29 protein-coding genes are annotated in these 20,774 nt (G+C 44.3%); all 29 read right to left on the bottom strand.

Features of this window, described 5'->3' with window-relative positions; genetic code table 11:
- Positions 1-25: 25 nt before the first annotated feature.
- Positions 26-679: an adenylate kinase gene (locus ACR65F_RS10935; protein ID WP_039043302.1), complete on the bottom strand. Its 654-nt coding sequence runs from the start codon at positions 677-679 to the stop codon at positions 26-28.
- A 49-nt stretch (positions 680-728) separates the two neighbouring features.
- Positions 729-2,021, bottom strand: a complete 1,293-nt coding sequence (gene secY / locus ACR65F_RS10930) for a preprotein translocase subunit SecY (protein ID WP_039043303.1) — start codon at positions 2,019-2,021, stop codon at positions 729-731.
- On the bottom strand, positions 2,021-2,461 hold the full coding sequence (gene rplO / locus ACR65F_RS10925) for a 50S ribosomal protein L15 (protein WP_025783845.1): 441 nt from the start codon (positions 2,459-2,461) through the stop codon (positions 2,021-2,023). Before rplO ends, secY begins: the two co-directional genes overlap by 1 nt.
- Positions 2,462-2,493: 32 nt before the next feature.
- Entirely contained in the window at positions 2,494-2,676 is a 183-nt protein-coding gene (gene rpmD, locus ACR65F_RS10920) for a 50S ribosomal protein L30 (protein WP_039043304.1), read from the bottom strand.
- A gap of 13 nt (positions 2,677-2,689) precedes the next feature.
- Positions 2,690-3,190, bottom strand: a complete 501-nt coding sequence (rpsE, locus tag ACR65F_RS10915; RefSeq protein ID WP_039043305.1) for a 30S ribosomal protein S5 — start codon at positions 3,188-3,190, stop codon at positions 2,690-2,692.
- A 22-nt stretch (positions 3,191-3,212) separates the two neighbouring features.
- A complete protein-coding gene (rplR, locus tag ACR65F_RS10910; RefSeq protein WP_039043306.1) occupies positions 3,213-3,575 on the bottom strand; it encodes a 50S ribosomal protein L18 in 363 nt (120 codons plus the stop codon).
- Positions 3,576-3,608: 33 nt separating this feature from the next.
- Entirely contained in the window at positions 3,609-4,148 is a 540-nt protein-coding gene (gene rplF / locus ACR65F_RS10905; protein ID WP_039043307.1) for a 50S ribosomal protein L6, read from the bottom strand.
- 30 nt (positions 4,149-4,178) lie between these two features.
- Positions 4,179-4,577 (bottom strand): 30S ribosomal protein S8, encoded by a 399-nt coding sequence (gene rpsH / locus ACR65F_RS10900; protein ID WP_025783850.1) that lies wholly within the window; start codon positions 4,575-4,577, stop codon positions 4,179-4,181.
- 28 nt (positions 4,578-4,605) lie between these two features.
- Complete coding sequence (gene rpsN / locus ACR65F_RS10895; RefSeq protein ID WP_025783851.1) at positions 4,606-4,791, bottom strand: 30S ribosomal protein S14; 186 nt, start codon at positions 4,789-4,791, stop codon at positions 4,606-4,608.
- A gap of 20 nt (positions 4,792-4,811) precedes the next feature.
- Positions 4,812-5,351, bottom strand: a complete 540-nt coding sequence (rplE, locus tag ACR65F_RS10890; RefSeq protein ID WP_025783852.1) for a 50S ribosomal protein L5 — start codon at positions 5,349-5,351, stop codon at positions 4,812-4,814.
- A 26-nt stretch (positions 5,352-5,377) separates the two neighbouring features.
- Positions 5,378-5,737 (bottom strand): 50S ribosomal protein L24, encoded by a 360-nt coding sequence (rplX, locus tag ACR65F_RS10885; protein ID WP_039043308.1) that lies wholly within the window; start codon positions 5,735-5,737, stop codon positions 5,378-5,380.
- A 34-nt stretch (positions 5,738-5,771) separates the two neighbouring features.
- Positions 5,772-6,140 carry a 50S ribosomal protein L14 gene (gene rplN, locus ACR65F_RS10880; protein ID WP_039043309.1) on the bottom strand — a complete coding sequence of 123 codons (369 nt, stop codon included), beginning with the start codon at positions 6,138-6,140 and terminating at the stop codon, positions 5,772-5,774.
- Positions 6,141-6,179: 39 nt separating this feature from the next.
- Positions 6,180-6,443: a 30S ribosomal protein S17 gene (gene rpsQ, locus ACR65F_RS10875; protein ID WP_025783855.1), complete on the bottom strand. Its 264-nt coding sequence runs from the start codon at positions 6,441-6,443 to the stop codon at positions 6,180-6,182.
- Positions 6,444-6,460: 17 nt separating this feature from the next.
- Positions 6,461-6,661, bottom strand: coding sequence for a 50S ribosomal protein L29 (gene rpmC, locus ACR65F_RS10870; RefSeq protein ID WP_025783856.1), 201 nt, complete (start codon positions 6,659-6,661; stop codon positions 6,461-6,463).
- The gene (gene rplP, locus ACR65F_RS10865; protein ID WP_025783857.1) at positions 6,651-7,085 is read right to left on the bottom strand and encodes a 50S ribosomal protein L16; all 435 of its coding nucleotides are present in this window, start codon (positions 7,083-7,085) and stop codon (positions 6,651-6,653) included. Before rplP ends, rpmC begins: the two co-directional genes overlap by 11 nt.
- A gap of 2 nt (positions 7,086-7,087) precedes the next feature.
- Positions 7,088-7,744: a 30S ribosomal protein S3 gene (rpsC, locus tag ACR65F_RS10860; protein WP_039043310.1), complete on the bottom strand. Its 657-nt coding sequence runs from the start codon at positions 7,742-7,744 to the stop codon at positions 7,088-7,090.
- 3 nt (positions 7,745-7,747) lie between these two features.
- Positions 7,748-8,092 carry a 50S ribosomal protein L22 gene (rplV, locus tag ACR65F_RS10855; protein ID WP_025783859.1) on the bottom strand — a complete coding sequence of 115 codons (345 nt, stop codon included), beginning with the start codon at positions 8,090-8,092 and terminating at the stop codon, positions 7,748-7,750.
- Positions 8,093-8,111: 19 nt separating this feature from the next.
- On the bottom strand, positions 8,112-8,390 hold the full coding sequence (rpsS, locus tag ACR65F_RS10850; RefSeq protein WP_039043311.1) for a 30S ribosomal protein S19: 279 nt from the start codon (positions 8,388-8,390) through the stop codon (positions 8,112-8,114).
- 60 nt (positions 8,391-8,450) lie between these two features.
- On the bottom strand, positions 8,451-9,281 hold the full coding sequence (gene rplB / locus ACR65F_RS10845; protein ID WP_039043312.1) for a 50S ribosomal protein L2: 831 nt from the start codon (positions 9,279-9,281) through the stop codon (positions 8,451-8,453).
- 27 nt (positions 9,282-9,308) lie between these two features.
- Complete coding sequence (gene rplW / locus ACR65F_RS10840; RefSeq protein ID WP_039043313.1) at positions 9,309-9,593, bottom strand: 50S ribosomal protein L23; 285 nt, start codon at positions 9,591-9,593, stop codon at positions 9,309-9,311.
- A complete protein-coding gene (rplD, locus tag ACR65F_RS10835; protein ID WP_039043314.1) occupies positions 9,593-10,216 on the bottom strand; it encodes a 50S ribosomal protein L4 in 624 nt (207 codons plus the stop codon). Before rplD ends, rplW begins: the two co-directional genes overlap by 1 nt.
- A 25-nt stretch (positions 10,217-10,241) precedes the next feature.
- Positions 10,242-10,871, bottom strand: coding sequence for a 50S ribosomal protein L3 (rplC, locus tag ACR65F_RS10830; protein ID WP_039043315.1), 630 nt, complete (start codon positions 10,869-10,871; stop codon positions 10,242-10,244).
- 46 nt (positions 10,872-10,917) lie between these two features.
- A complete protein-coding gene (gene rpsJ, locus ACR65F_RS10825) occupies positions 10,918-11,226 on the bottom strand; it encodes a 30S ribosomal protein S10 (protein WP_025783865.1) in 309 nt (102 codons plus the stop codon).
- A gap of 1,035 nt (positions 11,227-12,261) precedes the next feature.
- Positions 12,262-13,449, bottom strand: coding sequence for an elongation factor Tu (gene tuf / locus ACR65F_RS10820; RefSeq protein WP_039043316.1), 1,188 nt, complete (start codon positions 13,447-13,449; stop codon positions 12,262-12,264).
- 120 nt (positions 13,450-13,569) lie between these two features.
- Positions 13,570-15,648, bottom strand: coding sequence for an elongation factor G (gene fusA, locus ACR65F_RS10815; protein ID WP_039043317.1), 2,079 nt, complete (start codon positions 15,646-15,648; stop codon positions 13,570-13,572).
- 51 nt (positions 15,649-15,699) lie between these two features.
- Positions 15,700-16,170: a 30S ribosomal protein S7 gene (gene rpsG / locus ACR65F_RS10810; protein WP_025782820.1), complete on the bottom strand. Its 471-nt coding sequence runs from the start codon at positions 16,168-16,170 to the stop codon at positions 15,700-15,702.
- Positions 16,171-16,205: 35 nt separating this feature from the next.
- On the bottom strand, positions 16,206-16,625 hold the full coding sequence (gene rpsL / locus ACR65F_RS10805) for a 30S ribosomal protein S12 (RefSeq protein WP_025782821.1): 420 nt from the start codon (positions 16,623-16,625) through the stop codon (positions 16,206-16,208).
- Positions 16,626-16,725: 100 nt separating this feature from the next.
- A complete protein-coding gene (locus ACR65F_RS10800) occupies positions 16,726-16,974 on the bottom strand; it encodes a ribosomal L7Ae/L30e/S12e/Gadd45 family protein (protein WP_039043318.1) in 249 nt (82 codons plus the stop codon).
- A gap of 123 nt (positions 16,975-17,097) precedes the next feature.
- On the bottom strand, positions 17,098-20,694 hold the full coding sequence (gene rpoC, locus ACR65F_RS10795) for a DNA-directed RNA polymerase subunit beta' (protein WP_039043319.1): 3,597 nt from the start codon (positions 20,692-20,694) through the stop codon (positions 17,098-17,100).
- Positions 20,695-20,774 lie beyond the last annotated feature (80 nt).

The following is a 20,774-nucleotide window of genomic DNA, read 5'->3' as shown; positions in this document are numbered from 1 at the left end:
TGACGTCTGCATGCTTCGGAAAGGCTTAGTGAACCTGTGCAGTTAACACAGTATCCACGTCGTGAAATACGTCATTAATGTCTTGCTGACCATCAATGTTTGTCAGCACGCCTTTTCCATCGTAAAACGACAGCAGCGGTGCAGATTGTTTCATATTTACTTCCAGACGGTTTGTGACAGTTTCCGGATTGTCATCAGCTCTTTGATAGAGTTCGCCTCCGTCTTTATCACATACGCCTTCAACCTTTGGCGGGTTGAATTCGAGGTGGTAAGACGTTCCACAAACTTTACAGATCCGGCGACCCGTCAGCCGAGCAACAAGGAGTTCTTTGTCTACCTGGATGTTGAGTGCATGTTCGATTTTCCGAGACATTCCCTCAAGTATGCCATCAAGCGCTTCCGCTTGAGGGACAGTACGTGGGAAACCATCTAATAGAAAACCGTTATCACAGTCAGGTTTGCGAAGACGCTCACTGACAATACCAATCGTAACTTCATCAGGAACAAGTGCTCCCTGATCCATATACGATTTAGCTTTGACTCCAAGTTCCGTGCCTTCTTGTATTGCAGCACGGAACATATCGCCTGTAGAAATATGAGGGATTCCGTACTTTTCGACAATTTTGTCGGCCTGAGTTCCTTTACCGGCACCAGGCAGACCCATTAATACGATGTTCATACGCCTTGCCCTCCAAAGATATTCAAGTGGAGAAACTCTTCACTTGAATTTATTTCATAAATCCTCTGTAGTGACGCTTAACCAATTGTGATTCAAGCTGCTTCATTGTTTCGAGGGCAACCCCGACAACGATTAGCAAGCTAGTACCACCGATTTGAGCGGACTGTGGAAGATTTGCAATTTCAATAATAATAATCGGAAGAACTGCGACAGTAGCAAGGAAAATCGATCCAACAAAAGTCAGACGATAGAGCGTGCTTGTCAAATAGTCCTGTGTATTCTGACCAGGACGAATCCCTGGGATATAAGCCCCTTGTTTCTTCAAATTGTCTGCGACATTCTCAGGATTAACCTGAACAAATGCGTAGAAATAAGTGAAGGCAACGATCAGACCGATATACAGTGCCATGCCGGCTGGATGCGAATAGTTGAGCACTCGCGTAATAGCAGAAACAGTACTGTTGTCACTGAAGAACGTGCCAAGTAATTGCGGCGTTGTAAAGAACGCAACCGCAAAGATGACTGGGATAACCCCTGCAGCGTTCAGTTTCAGTGGTAGGTGAGTTTGTTGTCCAGCAGAAGTCTGCCCACGACCCGTCACCCGTTTTGCATATTGAATTGGAATTTTACGCAATGCTTCCTGGAAGTAGATCACGCCAACTGTAATTGCAATAACTGCAACAAGTAACAGAACCATCATTGCAATGCGGATGAACAAAGCATCCCCAGCATCTTGGATCTGTGACACGTACAATTGGTTGACTGCATTCGGAATAGCAGCAACGATTCCGGCGAAGATAATGATTGAAATACCATTACCGACACCTTTCGCTGTAATCTGCTCGCCGAGCCAGAGAAGAAAAGCGGTACCTGCTGTCAACACAAGAGCGATGACAATATATGTCGAAACTCCGTTATCTTCAACAAGTCTTCCTTGGAACATTTGGTTGAATCCAAATGACATAGCGATCGCTTGGATAAACGCAAGAATCATGGTGAAATAACGAGTGAATTGTGCAAGCTTCCGTCTTCCGACATCCCCTTGTTTTGCCCACTCAGAAAATTTCGGCACAACGTCCATCTGCAAAAGTTGCACGATGATTGACGCAGTGATGTACGGCATGATCCCCATGGCGAAGATTGAGAACTTAGAAAGTGCTCCTCCACCAAAAATGTTCAAAAATCCAATGAATTGATTGTCCGATTGCTGGAGCGCAGTCGCATCCACGTTCGGTACCGTTATAAACGTACCGAGACGGAATACGATGAGCAATAGCAGTGTGAAAATTATTTTAGACCGTATCTCTTTTACTCGCATGAAGTTTGAGATTGTCTGAAACATTATACCACCTCGACTTGCCCGCCCGCTTTCTCGATCGCTTCTTTAGCAGAAGCAGAGAATTTATGAGCTCTGACAGTAATCTTCTTCTCAAGAGTCCCATTACCAAGAATCTTAATACCGGATTTTTCATTGCTCACGATTCCTGTTTCAATCAACAATTCTGGTGTTACTTCTGTGCCTTCATCAAAACGATTTAACGTTTCAAGGTTTACGATGGCATATTCTTTACGATTAATGTTCGTAAATCCGCGCTTAGGTAGACGTTGGAATAGTGGAAGTTGTCCACCTTCGAATCCAAGACGTACACCGCCGCCTGAACGTGAGTTTTGACCGTTGTGACCTCTACCAGATGTTTTACCTGATCCAGATCCCATACCACGACCAACACGTTTGCGTTCTTTACGAGCACCTTCTGCAGGTTTCATTTCGTGTAATTTCATCTTTCGGCACCTCCTTATTCAAGAATAACAAATTATTGTTCGTTTACAGTAACCAAATGGCTGACCTTGTTGATCATGCCGCGGATAGCGACATTATCTTGGTGCTCAACCGTTTGGTTCATTTTGCGAAGCCCAAGAGCTTCAACTGTTTTACGTTGTGCTGGCTTAGCGCCAATCACGCTTTTAGTAAGGGTGATCTCAAGTTTATTTGCCATTGTGTTTCCCCCCTTAACCTAACAGTTCTTCTACGGATTTACCACGTAGCTGCGCTACATCTTCAGCACGCTTCAAATTCGTCAATCCCTGGATTGTAGCACGAACCATGTTAATTGGTGTGTTAGAACCTAGTGATTTAGAAAGGATATCCGTGATTCCTGCAAGTTCAAGTACCGCACGGACTGGTCCGCCGGCGATAACTCCTGTACCTGGTGCAGCCGGTTTGATAAGAATCTGACCTGCTCCGAAGTGGCCGATGATCTGGTGAGGCGTTGTGCCTTTGACCATTGGTACTTCGATTAGGTTTTTCTTCGCATCTTCGATTGCTTTACGGATTGCATCTGGAACTTCTTGTGCTTTCCCAGTACCGAAACCAACGCGGCCGTTTTTATCACCAACAACGACTAGAGCAGTAAAACGGAAACGACGTCCGCCTTTTACAACTTTAGCTACGCGGTTGATGGTAACTACGCGCTCTTCGAATTCACTTTTGTTTTGTTCATTACGACGCATGGAATATGTCCCTCCTTCTTAATTAAAATTCAAGTCCATTTTCGCGAGCAGCGTCAGCTAGTGCTTTGACGCGGCCGTGGTACAAATAGCCTCCGCGGTCGAATACGACAACTTTGACATTCTTTTCTGCACCTTTTTTCGCAATCATTTCGCCCACTTTAACAGCAGCGTCAGCATTAGAAGAAGAATCCGTTGAGAATTCTTTATCCATTGTTGATGCGCTAGCAAGTGTTACACCGTTTGCATCATCAATAAGTTGTGCATAGATGTGTTTGTTTGAACGGTATACGTTCAAGCGAGGACGCTCAGCAGTACCGTTGATCTTTGTACGGACACGTGCATGCCGCTTTCTGCGGGTAGCGTTCTTATCTTGTTTTGTGATCACTCGAGGTCACTCCTTCCGGATGCCTATGCGGCATTATTTACCTGTTTTACCTTCTTTGCGTCGAACAACTTCGCCTTCGTACTTAATACCTTTACCTTTATAAGGCTCTGGTGGACGTACTTTGCGGATGTTAGAAGCAAGAGCACCAACGCGTTCTTTGTTAGTACCGCGAACGATAATTTTTGTGTTAGCAGGCACTTCAACTTGAATGCCCTCTTCCGGTGTGAATTCTACCGGTTGTGAGTAACCAACGTTCAATACAAGTTTAGTTCCTTGCATTGAAGCACGATACCCGACACCAACTAGTTCAAGCGAGCGCTCGAAACCAGTAGATACTCCAGTAACCATGTTCGCTAGAAGCGAACGAGTAGTTCCGTGCATCGAACGGTGTTCTTTCGATTCAGATGGACGTGTCAAAGTGATCACGTTACCTTCTTGTTCGATCTTTATGTCTTTAGTAAATGTATTTGTAAGTTCGCCTTTCGGTCCTTTAACTGTAACGAAGTTATTCTCATCGATCGTAACTGTTACGTTTTCAGGCACCTCTATCGGACGTTTACCAATTCGGGACATTTGTTTGCACCTCCATTCAATTGTTACAGATTACCAAACGTAAGCGACGACTTCTCCGCCAACTTGTTTAGCACGAGCTTCTTTATCAGTCAAAACACCGTTAGAAGTTGAAACAAGGGCGATACCTAGTCCGTTCAACACTCTTGGCACTTCTGTTGACTTTGCATATACACGAAGACCAGGCTTAGAAATACGCTTGAGTCCAGTGATTACGCGTTCTTCGTTTTTACCATATTTGAGGAAAATGCGGATGATGCCTTGTTTGCTATCTTCCACATATTCTACGTCGCGGACGAAACCTTCACGTTTGAGGATTTCTGCGATCTCTTTTTTAAGGTTTGAAGCAGGTACTTCAAGCTTCTCGTGACGCACCATATTGGCGTTACGAATGCGAGTAAGCATATCTGCGATCGGATCACTCATTGTCATTACATTAACCTCCTTCCCAAAATGGGGTTTACCAGCTTGCTTTTTTAACGCCAGGAATTTGTCCTTTGTATGCGAGTTCGCGGAAACAAATACGGCAAAGTTTAAACTTCCGATATACTGAGTGCGGACGCCCACAGCGCTCACAACGTGTATATTCTTGAACCTGGAACTTTGGCGTACGTTTCTGTTTTGCGATCATTGATTTTTTAGCCACGTTTTACGCCTCCCTTATGTTTACTTTTGGAACGGCATGCCGCACTGCGCTAGCAACTCACGAGCTTCCTCGTCTGAGTTGGCAGTCGTAACGATGACGATATCCATTCCGCGTACTTTAGACACTTTATCGAAGTCAATTTCCGGGAAAATTAGTTGCTCTTTCACACCAAGTGTGTAGTTACCGCGTCCGTCGAATGATTTATTCGATACACCACGGAAGTCACGTACACGTGGAAGTGATACAGCGATCAATTTGTCCAGGAACTCATACATGCGTTCTCCACGTAGAGTAACTTTTGTTCCGATAGGCATTCCTTCACGAAGACGGAATCCAGCGATAGATTTCTTCGCTTTAGTCACGACTGGTTTTTGACCTGAAATAATTGTCAAGTCTTCCACTGCAGCATCAAGTGCTTTTGTGTTTTGAACCGCGTCGCCAACACCCATATTGATAACAATCTTATCAACTTTTGGTACTTGCATTACAGATGTATAGTTGAACTTGCTCATGAGAGCAGGCGTGATTTCTTTTTGGTATTTATCCTTTAATCGGCTCATTCAGAAGAACCTCCCTTCTTAGAGAGTTATTTTTGAAGTTCTTTTTTGCTAATTTCGTCGATAACTTCGCCAGACTTCTTCGCAACACGGGACTTAACACGGAATGTTTTGTCGCCTTCGGTTTTTTCTTCAATCTTGTAACCGATACGTGTAGGTTCGCCAGACTTAGGATCAACGAACATTACGTTAGATACGTGAATTGCAGCTTCAAGGCTTACAATACCACCTTGCGGATTCGCTTGGTTCGGCTTTGTATGCTTTTTAACAATGTTCACGCCTTCAACGAGGATTCGTTCTTTGTTCGGGAATACGGAAAGGATGACACCTGTCTTCCCTTTGTCTTTCCCGGAGATAACTTTTACTTTATCGCCTTTTTTAATGTGCATTCTGTTGCACCTCCTTGATTGGCACTGCTCTTAATTAAAGTACTTCTGGAGCAAGAGAAATGATTTTCATGAAGTTGCTGTCGCGTAATTCGCGTGCAACTGGTCCGAAAATACGTGTTCCACGAGGGCTCTTGTCGTCTTTAATGATGACACAAGCATTCTCGTCGAATGAGATATAAGATCCGTCTTTACGACGCATACCGCTCTTAGTACGAACGATAACCGCTTTAACGACTTCACCCTTCTTAACAACGCCACCTGGTGTTGCTTTCTTAACTGTAACAACGACAACGTCGCCGATGTTTGCAACTTTACGGCCTGAACCGCCAAGAACTTTAATTGTAAGCACTTCACGTGCGCCAGAGTTATCTGCGACTTTCATGCGGGATTCCTGTTGAATCAATTTGGTTACCTCCCCTCGGATACTGTGTTCCGAACGTTATTAGATGATGACCGCTTTTTCGACTACTTCAAGAAGGCGGAAACGCTTTGTAGCTGATAACGGACGAGTTTCCATAATACGGACTACATCGCCGATCTTAGCTTCGTTCATTTCATCATGTGCTTTATATTTTTTAGAATACTTTACACGCTTGCCATACAAAGAATGTTTCTTGTGTGTTTCTACCATTACCGTTACCGTTTTGTCCATTTTGTCGGATACAACACGGCCTGTGTATACTTTGCGTTGGTTACGCTCAGTCATGGGTGCAACCTCCTTCATCAGTTATTTGCACTGATTTCTCTTTGACGTATTACTGTCTTCATGCGCGCAATCGATTTGCGTACTTCACGGATGCGTGCAGTGTTTTCTAATTGTCCTGTCGCTAACTGGAAGCGAAGGTTGAAAAGCTCTTCTTTCAGTGATTTCACTTTTTGCTCGATCTCTGCAGTTGTCAAGTCACGGATTTCATTAGCTTTCATTAGATTCACCACCAATTTCTTCACGTTTTACAAACTTACACTTAACAGGAAGTTTGTGCGCTGCAAGGCGGAGTGCTTCACGAGCGACCTCTTCAGAGACGCCTGCGATTTCAAACATAACTCGGCCAGGTTTTACTACTGCTACCCATCCCTCAACAGCACCTTTACCAGAACCCATTCGAACTTCGAGAGGCTTCTTAGTATACGATTTGTGTGGGAAAATATTGATCCAAACTTTACCGCCACGTTTCATGTAACGTGTCATTGCGATACGTGCTGATTCGATTTGACGATTCGTAATCCATGCAGCCTCAAGAGACTGAAGGCCGAACTCACCGAATTGAACCGTTGCGCCGCCTTTTGTCTGTCCGCGCATTTTGCCGCGGAATACACGACGATGTTTTACTCGCTTTGGTACTAACATGATTAGTTGCCTCCTTCCCCAGAGTTCTTCTTCACTGGAAGGACTTCTCCACGATAGATCCATACTTTAACTCCAAGTTTACCGTATGTTGTATCGGCTTCAGCATGTGCATAATCGATATCTGCACGAAGTGTATGAAGTGGAACAGTTCCTTCGCTGTAATGTTCTGCACGTGCGATGTCAGCTCCACCAAGACGTCCGGATACTTGAGTTTTGATACCCTTTGCTCCAGAACGGATTGTACGTTGGATAGCTTGTTTTTGTGCACGGCGGAATGATACGCGGCTTTCTAGTTGACGTGCGATTGATTCTGCAACCAATTTCGCGTCAAGATCAGCACGCTTAATTTCAACGATGTTAATGTGTACACGCTTGCCAGAGATTTCGTTAAGATTTTTACGAAGTGCTTCGACTTCAGTACCACCTTTACCGATAACCATACCAGGCTTAGCTGTGTGGATAGTGATGTTAACTTTTTTCGCAGCGCGTTCGATTTCTACTTTAGAAACTGAAGCGTCTACTAAACGTGTTTCGATATATTTGCGGATTTTAAGGTCTTCGTGCAAGAGAGTCGCATAGTCTTTTTCTGCATACCATTTCGAATCCCAGTCACGAATTATACCGACCCGCAGACCGTTAGGATGTACTTTTTGACCCACGAATTATCCCTCCTTCTTTTCAGATACCACTACAGTGATGTGGCTTGTGCGTTTGTTGATTGCGCTCGCACGGCCTTGCGCACGTGGACGGAAACGTTTCATAGTAGGACCTTCATCAACGAATACTTCGCTAACAATTAGGTTCTCAATGTTCATTTCGTAGTTGTGCTCAGCATTAGCAATAGCTGAATTTAAAACTTTTTCTACGACTGGTGATGCCGCTTTCGGCGTCAAACGTAGGATCGCGACAGCTTCACCGATTTTCTTGCCCCGGATAAGATCAACGACTAATCGGACTTTACGAGGAGCAATACGGACTGTTTGCGCAGATGCTTTAGCTTGTTGCATCAGAAATTCCTCCTCTCAATTAGCGTTTCGTTTTCTTATCATCGGCACCATGGCCTCTGTAAGTACGGGTAGGTGCGAACTCACCTAGTTTGTGTCCAACCATATCTTCAGTGACGTAGACAGGAACGTGTTTACGTCCGTCATATACAGCAATCGTCAATCCGATGAAAGTCGGGAAAATCGTTGAACGACGTGACCAAGTCTTGATGACTTGTTTCTTTTGTGCATCTTTTTGAGCGTCAACCTTTTTAAGCAAATGATCATCTGCAAAAGGTCCTTTTTTCAAACTGCGGCCCATTTCGTTACCTCCCTTTGCGTTTGTACTACGGTCCAATCATTGAACCGCAGTGCAATCACATTATTTTTTGCGACGACGAACGATAAGTTTGTCGGATTTGTTTTTCTTAGAACGAGTTTTGTAACCAAGAGTTGGTTTACCCCAAGGTGTAACTGGGCTCGGACGACCGATTGGAGTACGTCCTTCACCACCACCGTGTGGGTGATCGTTCGGGTTCATGACAGATCCACGTACAGTTGGGCGTTTACCCATCCAGCGTGAACGTCCTGCTTTACCGATGTTGATAAGTTCGTGTTGTTCGTTACCAACTTGACCGATTGTTGCACGGCAAACTGACAAGATCATGCGAACTTCACCAGATTGCAAACGGATGATGACATATTTGCCTTCACGGCCGAGCAATTGTGCAGATGTACCAGCTGAACGAACTAATTGTCCGCCTTTACCAGGTTTCATCTCGATGTTGTGGATTGTAGAACCCATAGGGATGTTTTCAAGTGGAAGTGCGTTCCCTACGCGGATATCCGCTTCAGGTCCTGACATAATTGTCATTCCAACTGTCAATCCTTTAGGAGCTAGGATGTAACGTTTTTCTCCATCAGCATAGTTGATCAATGCGATGTTAGCAGAACGGTTTGGATCGTATTCGATCGTAGCAACGCGTCCTGGTATGCCATCTTTCCGACGTTGGAAGTCGATGACACGGTATTGGCGCTTGTGACCGCCACCTTGGTGACGAACTGTAATCCTACCTTGGTTGTTACGGCCGCCTTTACGTTTGACTGGCTGAAGCAAAGATTTTTCTGGTTTGCTAGCAGTGATTTCCGCGAAATCTGAAGTCGTCATGTTACGGCGTCCGTTGGAGGTAGGTTTGTATTTCTTAATCGCCATTTGTGTTCCCTCCTTCGTTTATTGTGATTAGATATCGAATAACTCGATGTCTTTAGAATCAGCAGTTAGTGTAACAATCGCTTTACGGCGCTTGTTCGTGTAACCAGCATGTTTACCCATGCGCTTGAATTTACCTTTGTAGTTCTGGACATTCACTTTTTCCACTGTTACTCCGAAGATTTCTTCAACAGCTTGTTTGATATGCGTTTTGTTGGCGCGAGTATCAACTTCGAAAGTGTACTTGTTGAATTCCATTGCTTCTGAAGATCGCTCGGTAATGACCGGACGCTTCAATACATCACGTGATTCCATTAACCAAGCACCTCCTCAATTTTTTTGACAGCATCTTTAGTTAAAATTAGCTGATCGTGACCAACTAGATCTAAAACATTGATACCGTTAGCAGTGACGACACTGATTCCTGGGATGTTACGAGCAGACAAAGCTACTGTTTCATCAAGGTCAGCAGTTACGAACAATGCTTTTTTGCTGATTGACAAGTCTTTCAGCACTTTTGTAAATTCTTTTGTCTTTGGTGCATCGAAAGCTAAAGCTTCTAATACTACCATTTCTTCGTCACGTACTTTTGAAGACAAAGCAGAACGAAGAGCAAGACGACGGACTTTCTTCGGCAACTTGTAGCTATAGCTACGTGGTGTTGGTCCGAATACGATACCGCCTCCACGCCATTGTGGGGATCTGATTGAGCCCTGACGAGCACGACCTGTTCCTTTTTGGCGCCATGGTTTACGACCACCGCCAGCTACTTCTGCGCGTGTTTTTACTTTGTGGTTCCCTTGACGCAATGATGCGCGTTGTTGAACCAATGCTTCGAATAGGACTGCTTCATTCGGCTCAATTCCGAATACATGTTCATTCAATTCGATTTCGCCTGCTGCAGATCCTGTTTGATTCACTACGGATACTTTTGGCATTAGTGTTTCCTCCTTTCTTCGTTAATTAGTTCCCTTTAATCGCGCTTTTCACTACTACTAGTGATTTGCGTGAACCTGGAACGTTACCTTTTACTAGTAACAAGTTGCGCTCTGTGTCAACTCGAACAACTTCAAGGTTTTGGATTGTAACTGTTTTGCCACCCATACGGCCTGGCATTTTTTTACCTTTGAATACGCGTTGAGCATCAACCGAACCGATTGAACCAGTAGAACGGTGGTGTCGAGATCCGTGGCTCATTGGTCCACGTGAGAAACCGTGACGCTTAATTACACCTTGGAAACCTTTACCTTTTGAAACTCCTGTGATGTCGATGATTTCGCCTTCTGCGAATGTATCGACTTTGACTTCCTGACCAACTTCGTACCCAGCTACGTCTACTCCGCGGAATTCGCGAATGAAGCGCTTAGGTGTCGTTTCAGCTTTTGCAACATGTCCCATTTCTGGTTTGTTGGAAAGCTTTTCACGTTTGTCTTCGAATCCGAGCTGGATTGCTTCGTAGCCGTCTGTTTCAATTGTCTTCTTTTGAAGAACAACGTTTGGAGCAGCTGCAATTACAGTTACGGGGATCAAATCGCCGTTTTCAGCAAAGATTTGCGTCATACCGACTTTTCTTCCTAAGATTCCTTTGGTCATTTGTCACACCTCCTGATAAATTTGTTTTTAGTTTTATAGTTTGCCATTAAAGTTTGATTTCAATGTCCACGCCTGATGGTAAGTCAAGCTTCATCAATGCGTCAACAGTTTGTGGTGTCGGATTGACGATATCGATCAGACGTTTGTGAGTACGCATTTCGAATTGCTCACGTGAGTCCTTGTATTTGTGGACCGCACGAAGAATTGTGTACACCGAACGTTCTGTCGGCAATGGAATCGGACCTGAGACACTAGCTCCGGAACGCTTTGCAGTTTCAACAATCTTTTCAGCTGATTGATCGAGTACACGGTGATCATAAGCCTTTAAACGGATACGAATCTTTTGTTTTGCCATTATTTTCCCTCCTTCTCGCCTATTTTCTAGACATTCTCCACGGAAATTTTCCCACACACATGCCATGGCAAAGCGGCCGGGTGTGTCGGTAACCTCCCGCTTCATCGCAGTCAAAGACCAACACTAAACATTATACACATAAAAAAAGAATGTCGCAATAGGTTTAGCGATATTCTTTAACAACTTTTATAGTATAGAACGAAATGGCGATAGATGCAACTAATTTGTTGAGAATATTTACGAGTAATTAGTATTTTTTTGCGGAATGATGCGTGTAGGTATGTGGAGAATCTAAAGTTTGCGCTTACACTTATCTTGTTAGGCAAGTCTCTTATTTTAAAGGGACGCAAAATTCTAGCTCATTGCTATTATAGATGGAGAATTGATTTAGCTGAGGAGATAATTTCTATTCCCTTCTACAATATATTCTTCAAAAGTGGATTTTTAAAATTGGGGTAGTTTCAATCTTTCAATACGCTTGGCGCGATTCAGTGTGATTGAAAGCGGTGGATTTCACCGCGTAAAAAAATTTCGTGGAGATATGAGCAGTTTCACGTTTTATGAGCGCTTCCACACGTTTATGAGCAAATTGCGGGGTTAGGATGAATTCTATGGAGGAGCTAACGGACAACGCTCTCCTGCAGTAAGTGGCTTCGTAAAACGAAGCGTGTAAATTAATCGTGGTTTTGGTTAGCGGAGCGCACTTGGCGCGGCTTAGTGGATTTCTCTGCAGCTGGAGAGATCTTCCGTGAGATTAGGAACGGCTTTGTAGGTTTATGAGCAGTTTTCAGGATTTATGATCACTATTGGAGTTTTATGAGCGCTTTGCATAGTTTATGAGCACTTTTCTATGTTTATGAGCGTTCCGCCTCGTTTATGATCACTTTTCATTGTTTATGATCACACCTAGAGATTTATGAGCACTTTCCATGATGCATGCCTACTTCTCAATAGTCCAGTCCCCACATTGGTTGTTTTCCTCCTTCTCATATCCAAACAAATAAAAAACCCGCCACAAGGGCGGGTTTAAAGGTTTTACTTAACGATTGTAGCTACAACGCCAGCTCCAACTGTACGTCCACCTTCACGGATTGAGAATTTAGTACCTTCTTCAATCGCGATTGGAGAGATCAGTTCGATAGTCATTTCAACGTTATCGCCAGGCATAACCATTTCTACGCCTTCTGGAAGAGAGATGATTCCAGTTACATCAGTTGTACGGAAGTAGAACTGTGGGCGGTAGTTTGAGAAGAATGGAGTGTGACGTCCACCCTCTTCTTTTGATAGAACATAAACTTCAGATTTGAAGTTTGTGTGTGGAGTGATAGTACCTGGCTTAGCAAGTACTTGTCCACGCTCGATGTCTTCACGTGCTACACCACGAAGCAATGCTCCGATGTTGTCGCCAGCTTCAGCGTAATCAAGAAGTTTACGGAACATTTCTACACCTGTAACAGTTGTAGCTTTAGGCTCTTCAGTCAAACCAATGATGTCAACAGTATCGCCGACTTTAACTACTCCACGCTCAACGCGTCCAGTAGCAACTGTACCACGTCCTGTGATTGAGAATACGTCCTCAACAGGCATCATGAATGGCTTATCAGTGTCGCGCTCTGGAGTTGGGATGTAGCTATCAACTGCGTCCATAAGCTCAACGATTTTTTCTTCCCATGCTTCTTCGCCTTCAAGTGCTTTAAGTGCTGAACCTTTGATAACAGGAATGTCATCGCCAGGGAAGTCGTATTCAGAAAGAAGATCACGAATTTCCATTTCAACAAGCTCAAGAAGCTCTTCGTCGTCTACCATGTCACATTTGTTCATGAAGACTACTAGGTAAGGTACACCAACTTGACGTGAAAGAAGGATGTGCTCACGAGTTTGTGGCATTGGGCCGTCAGCTGCAGATACAACTAGGATTCCGCCGTCCATTTGAGCAGCGCCTGTGATCATGTTTTTAACATAGTCAGCGTGACCTGGGCAGTCTACGTGTGCGTAGTGACGAGTTGCTGTTTCGTATTCAACGTGTGAAGTATTGATTGTGATACCGCGTTCTTTTTCTTCTGGTGCGTTATCAACGTCAGCGTATGAACGTGCTTCACCGCCGCCTTTTTTTGCAAGTACTGTTGCGATTGCAGCAGTCAAAGTTGTTTTACCGTGGTCAACGTGACCAATTGTACCAACGTTAGCGTGTGTTTTGGACCGATCGAATTTTTCTTTAGCCATTTTGGAGTTCCTCCTCTAAATTGAGTATGATTTTAGTTTTATAGATATGGAATGAAGGCCGCGCGACCTCCGTTCCATAGCTTACAAGGTAGTTATACTTGATTTATAGCCAAATTTCAATTATTGGCCTTTATTTTTCTTAATGACTTCTTCTGCAACTGATTTCGGCACTTCTTCGTAGTGGTCGAAAGTCATTGAGAAGACGCCGCGTCCTTGTGTGTTCGAACGGAGAGATGTCGCATAACCGAACATTTCTGCCAAAGGAACCATAGCACGAACGACTTGTGCATTACCACGTGCGTCCATTCCTTCTACGCGTCCACGACGAGAAGTGATGTCACCCATAATATCTCCCATGTATTCGTCTGGGATGATGACTTCAACTTTCATTGTTGGCTCAAGAAGTACTGGATCACATTTAGCTACTGCGTTTTTCAAAGCCATAGATGCTGCGATTTTGAAGGCCATTTCGTTTGAGTCAACATCATGGTAAGAACCGTCAAATAGACGAGCCTTAATGTCGATCAAAGGATAACCTGCAAGAACACCGTTATTAAGGGAGTCACGTACACCTGCTTCGATTGCTGGAATGTATTCACGAGGAACTACACCACCAACGATGTTGTTCTTGAATTCAAATCCTGCGCCCTCTTCGTTTGGTTCGAATTCGATCCAAACGTGTCCGAATTGTCCACGTCCACCAGACTGACGTACGAATTTACCTTCGACTTCAGCGCCCTTGCGGAACGTTTCACGGTACGATACTTGAGGAGCACCAACGTTTGCTTCCACTTTGAACTCACGACGCAGACGGTCAACGATGATATCCAAGTGGAGCTCACCCATACCAGCGATAATGACTTCACCAGTCTCCTGGTCAGTGTGTGCACGGAACGTTGGATCTTCTTCTTGAAGTTTACCTAGAGCTTGTCCCATTTTGTCTTGGTCAGCCTTTGTTTTCGGCTCGATCGCAACAGAGATAACTGGCTCAGGGAATTCCATAGATTCAAGAATGATCATAGCTTTGTCGTCACAAAGCGTATCGCCAGTTCCTGTATCTTTAAGTCCAACAGCAGCAGCAATTTCTCCTGCGTGAACTTCGGAAATTTCTTCACGGTGGTTAGCGTGCATTTGTAGGATACGACCTACACGCTCACGCTTGTCTTTTGAAGAGTTCTTGATATAAGAACCCGACTGCAAGACACCTGAGTAAACACGGAAGAATGTAAGTTTACCGACGTAAGGGTCAGTCATAACTTTGAACGCAAGTGCAGAGAAAGGTGCTTCATCGCTAGCTTTACGTTCTTCTTCTTGTTCAGTTTCAGGGTTGATCCCCATCATTGGTGGTAGATCAGTTGGAGCTGGCAAGTAGTCGATGACAGCATCTAGTACAAGTTGAACTCCTTTATTTTTGAAAGCAGTACCACAAACAACTGGGTAGAATTCTACAGCCAATGTTGCTTTACGGATTGCATTTTTAAGTTCTTCGACTGAGAGTTCTTCTCCGCCAAGGTATTTTTCCATGAGTACTTCATCGAAATCTACGATAGCTTCAACCAAACGCTCGCGAGCTTTTTCTGCATCCGCACGGTATTCTTCAGGAATTTCTTTGACTTCAACGTTCATACCAGTATCATCCGGATAGAAGTTAGCTTTCATTTCGACTAGGTCGATGATTGCTTCGAAGTCATCTTCCGCACCAATTGGTAATTGGATTGGGTGAGCATTCGCTTGAAGACGGTCATGGAGTGTGCCAACCGAGTAAAGGAAGTCAGCTCCAGTTTTGTCCATCTTGTTGACAAATACGAGACGTGGAACGCCGTATGTTGTCGCTTGACGCCAAACTGTTTCTGTCTGTGGTTCAACACCAGATTGTGCATCAAGAACCGTTACAGCACCATCAAGTACACGAAGTGAACGTTCAACTTCAACTGTGAAGTCTACGTGTCCTGGAGTATCGATGATGTTTACACGGTGGCCTTTCCAACTTGCTGTTGTCGCAGCCGAAGTGATTGTGATTCCACGCTCTTGCTCCTGCTCCATCCAGTCCATCTGAGACGCACCTTCGTGCGTTTCTCCGATTTTGTGGATACGACCTGTGTAATAAAGGATCCGCTCAGTCGTTGTTGTTTTACCAGCATCGATGTGAGCCATGATACCAATGTTACGAGTATTCTCTAAGGAGAACTCTCTACCCATTTTGTATTGCTCCTTCCATATAGGAATAACGAATTAATGAACGAATGGATTTTACCAGCGGTAGTGAGCGAATGCTTTGTTCGCTTCTGCCATCTTGTGCATTTCTTCACGACGCTTAACAGATGCGCCTGTGTTGTTTGATGCGTCAAGAATTTCGTTCGCAAGACGTTCTTCCATTGTCTTTTCACCGCGAGTACGTGAATAGTTCACAAGGTATCGAAGACCAAGAGTTGTACGTCGCTCTGGACGAACTTCAACTGGTACTTGATAGTTAGCTCCACCTACACGGCGTGCGCGAACTTCAAGAACTGGCATTACATTGTTAAGTGCTGCTTCAAATACTTCAATCGGATCATTTCCAGAACGTTCTTTAACAAGTTCGAACGCACCGTATAAAATTTTCTGAGAAGTACCTTTCTTACCGTCTACCATCATTTTGTTGATGAGGCGGCTGACAAGCTTCGAATTATAAATCGGATCTGGCAAAACGTCACGTTTTGCTACTGGACCTTTACGAGGCATGGTGTGTTCCTCCTTTCAAAATAGTTGCTAATTTATTATTTTTTCTCTTTTGGCTTTTTCGCACCGTAGTGTGAACGACTTTGCATACGGCCAGTTACACCAGCAGTATCAAGTGCTCCACGTACGATGTGGTAACGTACACCCGGTAAGTCTTTTACTTTACCTCCACGGATTAGAACAACACTGTGCTCTTGAAGGTTGTGACCTTCACCAGGGATATAAGCGTTAACTTCCAATGTGTTTGTCAAACGTACACGAGCATATTTACGAAGAGCCGAGTTTGGCTTCTTCGGAGTCATTGTGCCCACACGTGTGCAGACACCTCGTTTTTGTGGCGAGTTGACATTAGTCATTGACTTTTTGAAACTGTTATACGTTTTTCCAAGTGCCGGAGCTTTTGAACCGCTAGTATTCGACTGGCGAGGTTTGCGGACCAATTGGTTAATTGTAGGCATCGGTTTTTCCTCCTTCCAACTTCTTTTTAAGACCACACATCCAGGTGGTTCATTTTTTGGGTAAAAACAAAGGCTTTGCACATTTTTTGCGCAAAAACCGTTAATCAGTGATGACGACCACTGATGCAGCTACTTGAATGCCACATGCTTTTCCAAGTTCATTCCGAGAATCAACATATGATAATGGAACTCCTTGACGAGCTGCTTCTTCAATTACAGGAGTGGTTACCCGCTCTTCTGCATCTTGTGCAATGAAGACTTCATGCGCCTTATTCAGACGAATCGTTTTCACCGCTTGCTTTGTACCGATGATCAGCTTCTTTGCCTGAGTCACTTTATCATAAGACATGATGACATCCTCCAAAGTACAGACATTCAACTATCAACCTTTTGTATAGTACCATCTGTAAGAGTTCGTGTCAACAGTAAAAAGAAAAACGGGAGGAGTTATCCCCTCCCATTTTCAATTTCATTACTCAGCTGGTACTGCATCCTCTTCTACTTCGTCACGATCCATTTCAATCCCACGATAACGTTGCATACCAGTTCCTGCTGGAATGAGCTTACCGATGATAACATTCTCTTTCAAGCCGAGAAGATCATCAGTTTTACCTTTGATGGCAGCGTCCGTCAATACGCGTGTTGTTTCCTGGAACGATGCTGCAGAAAGGAATGATTCTGTTTCTAGCGATGCTTTTGTAATACCAAGGATTACAGGACGCGCTGTCGCTGGAAGTTTATGAGCTTTAAGAACTTTTCTGTTGGCATCCGCAAACTGATGGATGTCGAGTAATGAACCTGGTAGCAAGTCTGTGTCACCAGCTTCAATGACGCGAACTTTGCGCATCATTTGACGAACCATGACTTCAACGTGCTTATCCCCAATTTCAACACCCTGCATCCGGTATACTTTCTGTACTTCTTTAAGAAGGTATTCCTGAACAGTTGAAACGTCTTTAACAACGATCAATTCTTTAGGATCAATCGAACCTTCAGTCAATGCTTGACCGCGTTCGATCTCATCTCCAACATCAACTTTCAAACGACCATTGTATGGAGCAAGGTATTTACGTGTTTCCACGTCACCTTTAATTGTGATTTCTTTCTGCCCTTCACGAATCTCATCGATATCTGTAACGACACCTTTGATTTGTGAAATAACAGCTTGCCCTTTAGGATTACGTGATTCGAAGATCTCCTGGATACGCGGAAGACCTTGTGTAATATCGTCTCCTGCTACACCGCCTGTGTGGAACGTACGCATTGTAAGCTGTGTACCTGGTTCACCGATTGACTGAGCTGCAATAATTCCAACTGCCTCTCCAACTTCAACCTCTTCTCCAGTTGCCAAGTTAATGCCGTAACATTTCTTACACACACCGTGTTTAGTATTACATGTGAACGCCGAACGGATCGACATTGATGTAATGCCTGCACCGATGATTGCCTGGGAGATATCCGCTGTAATAAGCTGATCTCTTTCCACTAAGACTTCCCCTGTTTCAGGATGAAGTACTTTCTTCTTAGCATGACGACCTTCAATACGCTCATCAAGCGGTTCAATCATTTCAACACCTTCAGTGAGGGCTGAAATTTCAAGACCACGATCCGTGCCACAGTCGTCTTCACGAACAATGACATCTTGCGCCACATCAACTAGACGACGTGTAAGATATCCTGAGTCAGCAGTTTTAAGGGCTGTATCAGCAAGTCCTTTACGAGCACCGTGTGTGGAGATGAAGTATTCGAGTACTGTAAGTCCTTCACGGAACGATGACTTGATCGGCAATTCAATGATACGTCCTGCCGGGTTGGCCATCAGTCCGCGCATACCTGCGAGCTGTGTAAAGTTTGATGCGTTACCACGGGCTCCAGAGTCACTCATCATGAAGATTGGATTTGTGTTTTCCAAAGACTCCATCAGCTTGCCCTGGATGACATCTTTCGCATGGCTCCAGTAAGAAATAACACGATCGTAACGTTCTTCGTCTGTAATCAGGCCGCGACGGAACTGTTGTGTCACTTTATCTACTTTCGCTTGTGCGTCTTGCAAGATCTCATGCTTATCCGGAAGTACGACGATATCAGCGATACCAATTGTAATTCCTGCACGTGTCGAGTATTTGAATCCAAGATTCTTCATACGGTCAAGCATTTTTGAAGTTTCAGTAATGTGGAATCTACGGAAGATCTCAGCAATGATTTCACCAAGGATCGCCTTCTTGAATGGTGACACGATTTCTGCAGCTTGGACGTGTTTAGGAATATCCGTTGTGGCTGGCACAAAGTATTTAGCAGGTGTTTCAATTTGAAGATTGTTCATAGTTGGCTCATTAATATACGGGAATGATTCAGGAAGAATCTCGTTAAAGATTACTTTACCTACTGTCGTAATTAACAATTGGCTATTCTGTTCTTCTGTAAACGTAGGGTTTTTGAGAGAGCTCGCTGCAATCGCAATACGGGAGTGCAAGTGCACATGTCCATTTTGATACGCAATCAAAGCTTCGTTCATATTACTGAACGTTTTACCTTCTCCAACAACGCCTGGACGCTCAAGAGTTAAGTAATAGTTACCAAGTACCATATCCTGTGAAGGAGTTACAACCGGTTTACCATCCTTAGGGTTCAAGATGTTTTGTGCAGCTAGCATTAGAAGACGAGCTTCTGCTTGAGCTTCTGCTGAAAGAGGTACGTGTACAGCCATTTGGTCACCGTCGAAGTCAGCGTTATATGCTGTACATACGAGTGGGTGAAGCTGGATAGCGCGACCTTCAACAAGCATCGGTTCGAACGCCTGGATACCAAGACGGTGAAGCGTTGGGGCACGGTTCAAGAGAACTGGGTGCTCCTTAATTACTTCTTCCAAGACATCCCATACTTCCGAATGCAATCGCTCGATTTTACGCTTCGCGCTCTTAATGTTGTGCGCAAGACCGCGTTCAACGAGTTCTTTCATAACGAATGGTTTAAACAACTCAATCGCCATTTCTTTCGGAAGTCCACACTGATACATTTTCAAGTTAGGTCCTACGACGATAACTGAACGACCAGAGTAGTCAACACGTTTACCAAGTAAGTTTTGACGGAAACGTCCTTGCTTACCTTTCAACATGTGAGAAAGAGATTTCAATGGGCGGTTACCCGGTCCAGTTACAGGACGTCCACGACGGCCGTTGTCCACGAGAGCATCGACTGCTTCTTGAAGCATACGTTTCTCGTTTTGAACGATGATTCCTGGCGCACCAAGATCCAATAGACGCTTCAGACGGTTGTTCCGGTTAATCACTCGACGATACAGGTCATTCAGATCGGAAGTCGCAAAACGACCACCATCTAATTGAACCATCGGACGTAGTTCAGGCGGAACAACAGGAAGTACTTCAAGAACCATCCATTCAGGATGGTTTCCGGAGTTACGGAATGATTCCACAACTTCCAAACGACGGATCGCACGTGTGCGACGCTGTCCTTGAACTGTCTTAAGCTCTTCTTTCAAGCTCTCTGTTTCTTTATCTAAATCTATAGCAGATAAAAGTTGTTCAATAGCTTCAGCACCCATAAGTGCTTGGAACTTGGAGCCGTACTTTTCACGATACAACCGATACTCTTTTTCAGAGAGTAGTTGCTTGCGCTCAAGTGGCGTATCCGCTGGATCAACCACTACGTAAGAAGCAAAATAGATTACTTCTTCCAGTGCGCGTGGAGTCATATCCAGAATTAGTCCCATTCGGCTAGGGATACCTTTGAAGTACCAAATGTGTGTTACTGGTGCTGCAAGTTCGATGTGACCCATACGTTCACGGCGAACTTTCTGACGTGTGACTTCTACGCCACAACGGTCACAAACGACACCTTTATAACGAACACGCTTATACTTACCGCAATGACATTCCCAGTCCTTTGTAGGTCCGAAAATACGCTCACAGAACAACCCATCTTTTTCAGGCTTCAATGTACGATAATTGATTGTTTCAGGCTTCTTTACCTCACCATAAGACCAAGATCGGATCTTATCAGGAGAAGCTAGCCCTATTTTCATATACTCAAAATTATTAACATCTACCAAGGAGCCTACCTCCCTCTTGTCTAGTCGCTGACTTGCCGGCCCTGTTATACCATTTAAAAAAGGGGGACAGTGCCCCCATT

It is taken from the genome of Sporosarcina sp. SAFN-010, from assembly GCF_059415065.1.
Note: the sequence above shows the minus strand (reverse complement) of the source record. Positions and strands in the feature narration are given on the sequence as shown.

What these genes read in the sequence shown, in the direction of transcription:
- rpsJ (WP_025783865.1), bottom strand. Translation starts at nt 11,226, where the DNA reads ATGGCAAAACAAAAGATTCGTATCCGTTTAAAGGCTTATGATCACCGT.
- rpsL (WP_025782821.1), bottom strand. Translation starts at nt 16,625, where the DNA reads ATGCCTACAATTAACCAATTGGTCCGCAAACCTCGCCAGTCGAATACT.
- rpsG (WP_025782820.1), bottom strand. Translation starts at nt 16,170, where the DNA reads ATGCCTCGTAAAGGTCCAGTAGCAAAACGTGACGTTTTGCCAGATCCG.
- rplB (WP_039043312.1), bottom strand. Translation starts at nt 9,281, where the DNA reads ATGGCGATTAAGAAATACAAACCTACCTCCAACGGACGCCGTAACATG.
- rplC (WP_039043315.1), bottom strand. Translation starts at nt 10,871, where the DNA reads ATGACCAAAGGAATCTTAGGAAGAAAAGTCGGTATGACGCAAATCTTT.
- rplV (WP_025783859.1), bottom strand. Translation starts at nt 8,092, where the DNA reads ATGCAACAAGCTAAAGCATCTGCGCAAACAGTCCGTATTGCTCCTCGT.
- rplX (WP_039043308.1), bottom strand. Translation starts at nt 5,737, where the DNA reads ATGCACATTAAAAAAGGCGATAAAGTAAAAGTTATCTCCGGGAAAGAC.
- fusA (WP_039043317.1), bottom strand. Translation starts at nt 15,648, where the DNA reads ATGGGTAGAGAGTTCTCCTTAGAGAATACTCGTAACATTGGTATCATG.
- rpsH (WP_025783850.1), bottom strand. Translation starts at nt 4,577, where the DNA reads ATGACAATGAGTGATCCGATCGCAGATATGCTTACTCGCATTCGTAAC.
- ACR65F_RS10935 (WP_039043302.1), bottom strand. Translation starts at nt 679, where the DNA reads ATGAACATCGTATTAATGGGTCTGCCTGGTGCCGGTAAAGGAACTCAG.
- rplE (WP_025783852.1), bottom strand. Translation starts at nt 5,351, where the DNA reads ATGAGCCGATTAAAGGATAAATACCAAAAAGAAATCACGCCTGCTCTC.
- tuf (WP_039043316.1), bottom strand. Translation starts at nt 13,449, where the DNA reads ATGGCTAAAGAAAAATTCGATCGGTCCAAAACACACGCTAACGTTGGT.
- rpsS (WP_039043311.1), bottom strand. Translation starts at nt 8,390, where the DNA reads ATGGGCCGCAGTTTGAAAAAAGGACCTTTTGCAGATGATCATTTGCTT.
- secY (WP_039043303.1), bottom strand. Translation starts at nt 2,021, where the DNA reads ATGTTTCAGACAATCTCAAACTTCATGCGAGTAAAAGAGATACGGTCT.
- rpsQ (WP_025783855.1), bottom strand. Translation starts at nt 6,443, where the DNA reads ATGACTGAGCGTAACCAACGCAAAGTATACACAGGCCGTGTTGTATCC.
- rplO (WP_025783845.1), bottom strand. Translation starts at nt 2,461, where the DNA reads ATGAAATTACACGAAATGAAACCTGCAGAAGGTGCTCGTAAAGAACGC.
- rplW (WP_039043313.1), bottom strand. Translation starts at nt 9,593, where the DNA reads ATGGAATCACGTGATGTATTGAAGCGTCCGGTCATTACCGAGCGATCT.
- rplP (WP_025783857.1), bottom strand. Translation starts at nt 7,085, where the DNA reads ATGTTAGTACCAAAGCGAGTAAAACATCGTCGTGTATTCCGCGGCAAA.
- rplF (WP_039043307.1), bottom strand. Translation starts at nt 4,148, where the DNA reads ATGTCCCGAATTGGTAAACGTCCGATAGAGGTGCCTGAAAACGTAACA.
- rplD (WP_039043314.1), bottom strand. Translation starts at nt 10,216, where the DNA reads ATGCCAAAAGTATCCGTAGTGAATCAAACAGGATCTGCAGCAGGCGAA.
- rpmD (WP_039043304.1), bottom strand. Translation starts at nt 2,676, where the DNA reads ATGGCAAATAAACTTGAGATCACCCTTACTAAAAGCGTGATTGGCGCT.
- rpmC (WP_025783856.1), bottom strand. Translation starts at nt 6,661, where the DNA reads ATGAAAGCTAATGAAATCCGTGACTTGACAACTGCAGAGATCGAGCAA.
- ACR65F_RS10800 (WP_039043318.1), bottom strand. Translation starts at nt 16,974, where the DNA reads ATGTCTTATGATAAAGTGACTCAGGCAAAGAAGCTGATCATCGGTACA.
- rpsE (WP_039043305.1), bottom strand. Translation starts at nt 3,190, where the DNA reads ATGCGTCGTAATGAACAAAACAAAAGTGAATTCGAAGAGCGCGTAGTT.